We start from the raw sequence: 5,309 nt of genomic DNA, 5'->3' as shown, positions 1-5,309 counted from the left end.
GCTAACGACAGGAAATATAGACATTACAGTAGGTCAAAGCATACGTACGTGTATGTTGCATGAGCGAGGCGGCATAAAAGATCAAATAACGGTTATTCGCAAAAATATATCCACTTTCTTGATTGTTTGTACGGGAGCTGTAGAAGCAAGCTGGATTCAAAAACACGTGCCTCAAAACGGTCAAGTTGTTTTTCAAGATGTAACGTCAGGGACATGCAGTATAGCATTAATTGGTCCTAAAGCTACAGGAGTAATGAAGTCCATGGTTCAAAGTTCAGAACTTAGCAGCGCTTGGATTCAAGGGCAAGCGAAAACCCTGTTTATTGAAAATAGTTCAGTTCTTGCTCTGCGTGATTCCTACGGGGGAATGGAGAGCTGGGAGTTGATTATTACTTCTGATCAAGGCCTGAATTTATGGGATTTATTAATTGAACAAGGACAGCCTTATCAGCTGATTGCCGCGGGAGACCGTGCTCTTGAAAATCTTCGAATTGAATCTTTTTCGTTAAAAAGCGGGAAAGACTTTTGGAGCGAGCATCATCCATATGAAGTCAACCTTCATAAAATGGTTGATTTAACAAAACCATTTTTTATTGGAAAAGAGGCATTGCTTGATCGTCAGCGAAAAGATTCTGAAACAGTATTAGCGACGCTCATATTAGATGATCCTTCAGCGCTAGTAATGGGATATGAACCGGTCTTTTATGGAGAAACAGCCCTCGGATTTGTGACAAGTGCTGGCTATTCATACAGCTTAGGAAAAGGAATTGTACACACTTTATTATCTCGAGCTGTACATGAAGAAATGGTTTTAGAAGTCGAATACTTTGGTCAGCGTTATAAAGCAACAATGATGACACACTCCCCAGYGGTAGTTTAATTGATCAATCGAAAGACAGGAGGAATGCAGATGTCAACACATTATGATGTCATTATTATCGGATTAGGAGCTATGGGGAGTACGGCTGCTTATCAGCTCGCCAAAAAAGGTCAGCGGGTATTGGGGTTAGAACAATACGGTCCCGCTCATGACCTAGGATCGAGTCACGGCGGTTCTAGAATCATTCGACAGTCGTATTTTGAAGACCCTGCTTACGTTCCATTATTGCTTCGCGCCTACGAATTATGGAATGAAATTGAAAGAGAAAGCGGTCAAGAAATTCTTACGGTTACCGGTGGACTTATGATGGGACCTCCTGATAGCTTGACGGTTTCTGGAAGCATCGAAAGCTCTAAACAGTGGAATCTTGCGTATGAGATTCTAGAAGCAAAGGATATTTACAAACGGTTTCCGGCGTTTACACCTTCACCTGCTACGGTTGCTCTATATGAAGAAAAAGCTGGATTCGTTAGGCCGGAAGCGAGCGTATATACTCACCTTCTTCAAGCAGAAAAATACGGAGCTGAGCTTCATTTTTTTGAGGAAGTGGTGTCGTGGGAAGCTCATCCTTCTGGTGAAGGCGTGCGCGTTGTAACAGCTAATGGAATATATGAAGCTGGAAAAATCATTATTTCTGCAGGCGCTTGGGCACCCGATTTATTACGGGATTTAGGTGTTAGCTTACAAGTAGAGCGTCATGTGCAAATGTTTTTTGAACCAACACAAGGAATAGATGTTTTTTCAGTGGGAAAACAGCCGATTTATATTTGGGAAGCAGATGATTATGTACAGTTGTATGGTTTCCCTTCTTTTGGATTAAAGGCTGAAGGAGCAAAAGTGGCGTTTTTTCGAAAAGGAACAGCGTGTACGCCGGAAACGATTGATCGAAATATATATGAAGACGAAGTGAACATGATGCGGCACTATCTATCTCAAGGTATTCCACAGCTTAACGGTCGATTTTTACAAGGGAAAACGTGCATGTATACCAATACACCAGATGAGCATTTTGTCATTTCACTGCATCCTGAATATCCTCAAGTAGCGATTGCAGCTGGATTTTCTGGACATGGTTTTAAGTTTGCAAGCGTAGTAGGAGAGATTTTAGCAGATTTAGTGATAGAGGGAAAAACCAATCACCCAATTGATTTGTTTACTCCGCAGCGATTTGCGGCGAATAAAATAGTATAAATCGTCGTCAGCTCTTGCGAATGGTTCTATTTAAATGTTTCTAAAGAAGCGAAGGAGGAATAGTAGATGGTTATGGAACATGGTTTAGTGAATGATAATGGGAGACTTGAGCCCACGTTGAAAGGAGAGCTGTATACATCTTCGGACATTTTTAAGTTAGAAAAAGATCATATATTTTCTAGATCATGGAGTTTAGTTGCATTTGAATACGAAATAGCAGAGCCAGGACAATATATTACGACGAGAGTTGAAGGCGAAAATATTTTAATTACTAGGGGAAAAGATCACGTGCTGCGTGGATTCTTGAACGTATGTCGGCATCGAGGAGCTAAGCTGTGCAGCCAAGCATCCGGTAAAGCAGGTGTTATTCGCTGTCCATATCATTCGTGGAGTTATAGCTTAGATGGTGATTTAGTAGGTGTTCCTAACACAAGCCACTGTCGAGAAGAACTCGTGCATAATGAAAATTACGGACTAACATCCGTTCACATTGAAGTGTGGCACGGTATGGTTTGGGTTAATTTATCTGACAATCCTATGTCTGTTGAATATCAGCTAGACGCACAAATTTTTGATCGTTTTGGAGAACTTTATACGTTTGCTAGATATGAAATTCAAAACTTGAAATCCGCTCATCGTGAAGAATATGAAGTCGAGGCAAACTGGAAGCTTATTGTAGAAAACTTTCAAGAGTGCTATCACTGTTCCTCTATTCATCCTGAACTTACGGCCACGCTGCCTGAATTTCGTTCGGGAGTGGGCACTCAAAGTTCCGTGGGAGGCGGAGCTAAGTTTGGGAATGAATTAGAAGCTTTTTCAATCAGCGGGAAAGGAAGCCGTCCTATGCTAAAAGGATTGCTTCCGGAAGATGACCGCACGTATTTTGGCATTACCGTTCTGCCGCTTGTATTTATCAATTTAACACCGGATCACGTTATTATTCATCGTATTATTCCAATTAGTGCGGAAAAGTCTAAAGTGATTTGTGAATGGTTATTCGACCCGGAAGAAATGGCTAAGTCTGATTTTGACCCAAAAGATGCCGTGGAATTATTTCACCGCGTTAATTTACAAGACTTTGAAGCGTGTGAGTGGTGTCAAGAAAATATGAGCTCGAAATCTTATAAAGAAGGAGGTATTTTAGTACCTATCGAACAGCACGTTTCTCATTTTTACAATTATGTATTGGAAGCAATCGGTATGAAGGTCGAATAGTAAGTGGAGGTGGTCTGACACGTTACCTTGAGGTATCAGACCACCTCTAACAATCTACTTTAAAATAAGGGGGAAATAAATTGAGTACAAGCTCTAAACTAACAGAACCCATTATCCGCGTTACCGATGTTTCAAAAGTATTTGGTCGCCAAAAAGAACAGGCTCTTAAGCTACGAGAAGCTGGAGAAAGTAAATATGAAGTCGAACAAGCTACTAAGACCACCGTTGCTATTTACAATGCTCATTTCGAAGTGAAAAAGGGAGAAACCTTTGTGTTAATTGGATTATCAGGAAGCGGGAAATCTACTTTACTTCGATGCTTGAACGGACTTGTAGAACCGACAGAAGGGACGGTATATCTAGAAAACAAAGATATTTCTCATATGCCAAAAAGACAACTTCAGGAAGTCCGGAGAAATAAAATTGGGATGGTCTTTCAAAATGTGGGCCTCCTTCCAAACCGCACCGTGATTGACAACATTACGTTCGGTCTAGAGATACAAGGTGTATCAGCAAACGAAAGAGAAAAGCGAGGGAAAAAGGCCCTTGAAATGGTGGGCTTAAATGGACAAGCTTATAAAAGAATTTATGAACTATCAGGAGGTATGCAGCAGCGGGTTGGACTAGCGAGAGCTCTTGCTTCTGAACAGGAGATTTTGCTGATGGATGAGCCTTTTTCAGCTTTAGATCCTCTTATTCGAAGAGATATGCAAAAGCTATTTCTTGATATTCAGGGAGAAGTACAAAAAACAGTTATTTTTGTGACGCATGATTTAGATGAAGCATTAACTTTAGGCCACCGGGCTGCCGTGATGAAAGACGGGGAAATTGTACAGCTTGGAACCGCTGAAGATATTTTAAGTCAACCGGCAACCGGTTATGTAAAGCTGCTTGTTCAAGACGTTAATTACGGCAAAATTCGCCTTGCTAAAGACGCGGTGGTTCCGGTAGAAACGGCTGCCTATGAGTATGAATCACCGCAAGTCGTATTAAGAAGAATGAGAACCAATCATTTATCTACTATTTTTGTTCTTGATAGTGCTGACCGCTTATTGGGCTTAATGAGCATTTATACGGTGATGGAGCTGATAGAAGCTCATAAGCATGATTTAAAAGGAAAAGAAATGACACAGCCGCATTGTGTTAATCCCGGTATGTCTTTACAAGAAATGATTCCTTTATTTACAGACAGTCATTCGCCTGTAGTCATTGTTGATAATCATCATCGCCTACAAGGTATGATTTCCCCAAGCACTCTTATTGCAAATCTCACTGAACGTACTGCAGTGACCGAGCAACAAGAAGTTAAGTCATATCAAATGGAGGTCCGATAAATATGATGGTAAATTCCGCGACGATTCCTCGTATTCCTTTAGATAAATGGGCAAACTCATTTGTTGATTACATGATTGATAGTTTTTCAGGTGTATTTACTGGAATCAACCAAATAATGACCAGCCTAATAAGCAGTCTCGAATGGGTATTGACCGCTTCTCCTCCGCTAGTAACGGTCATTGTTTTTGTTCTATTAGCGCTATGGTTAACAGATTGGAAGATAGCTGTATTTACGTGTTTTGGTTTACTTCTTATTATTAGCTTGAATTTATGGGAAGCATCGATGCTGACCTTATCTCTCGTTTTAGCTTCTACTATTATCTCACTTCTATTTGGCGTTCCTTTAGGCATATTATCACACCGCTTTAACAAAGTTGGAGCAGTAATAAAGCCCATTCTTGATATTATGCAAACAATGCCTGCTTTTGTTTACTTAATTCCGTCCGTACTTTTATTTGGATTAGGGAATGTTACAGCTCTTATTGCTACTTTTATTTTCGCAATGCCGCCTGCCGTTCGTCTGACGCTGCTTGGACTTCAGCAAGTTCCCCAAACCACTTTAGAAGCAGCAGAAGCTTTTGGAGCGACGGAATGGCAAAAATTAATTAAAGTCCAGCTGCTATGAATAAAGAAAAAACATTGCTTATTATCGCTTTCCTTTTGCTGCTTGCGTATGTATCCCCTATGT

Annotated in this window: 5 protein-coding genes; all 5 read left to right on the top strand. The window is 40.7% G+C overall.

Translation table 11 applies throughout. The features are described 5' to 3' along the window. Window positions 1-880 (top strand): glycine cleavage T C-terminal barrel domain-containing protein (locus AC1DRF_RS15950; RefSeq protein ID WP_477741127.1); only part of this gene is annotated, 880 nt, incomplete at its 5' end. 30 nt (window positions 881-910) lie between these two features. Further along, window positions 911-2,071, top strand: a complete 1,161-nt coding sequence (gene solA, locus AC1DRF_RS15945) for an N-methyl-L-tryptophan oxidase (RefSeq protein WP_230184287.1) — start codon at window positions 911-913, stop codon at window positions 2,069-2,071. 66 nt (window positions 2,072-2,137) lie between these two features. Beyond that, entirely contained in the window at window positions 2,138-3,286 is a 1,149-nt protein-coding gene (locus tag AC1DRF_RS15940; protein WP_427076675.1) for an aromatic ring-hydroxylating oxygenase subunit alpha, read from the top strand. 80 nt (window positions 3,287-3,366) lie between these two features. Further along, the gene (locus tag AC1DRF_RS15935) at window positions 3,367-4,620 is read left to right on the top strand and encodes a quaternary amine ABC transporter ATP-binding protein (protein ID WP_427076676.1); all 1,254 of its coding nucleotides are present in this window, start codon (window positions 3,367-3,369) and stop codon (window positions 4,618-4,620) included. 2 nt (window positions 4,621-4,622) lie between these two features. After that, complete coding sequence (locus AC1DRF_RS15930) at window positions 4,623-5,246, top strand: ABC transporter permease (protein ID WP_477741126.1); 624 nt, start codon at window positions 4,623-4,625, stop codon at window positions 5,244-5,246. The last annotated feature ends 63 nt before the right edge of the window (window positions 5,247-5,309 follow it).

Source organism: Priestia sp. P5_B4 (assembly GCF_056400385.1).
Note: the sequence above shows the minus strand (reverse complement) of the source record. Positions and strands in the feature narration are given on the sequence as shown.

What these genes read in the sequence shown, in the direction of transcription:
- AC1DRF_RS15940 (WP_427076675.1), top strand. Translation starts at nt 2,138, where the DNA reads ATGGTTATGGAACATGGTTTAGTGAATGATAATGGGAGACTTGAGCCC.
- solA (WP_230184287.1), top strand. Translation starts at nt 911, where the DNA reads ATGTCAACACATTATGATGTCATTATTATCGGATTAGGAGCTATGGGG.
- AC1DRF_RS15930 (WP_477741126.1), top strand. Translation starts at nt 4,623, where the DNA reads ATGATGGTAAATTCCGCGACGATTCCTCGTATTCCTTTAGATAAATGG.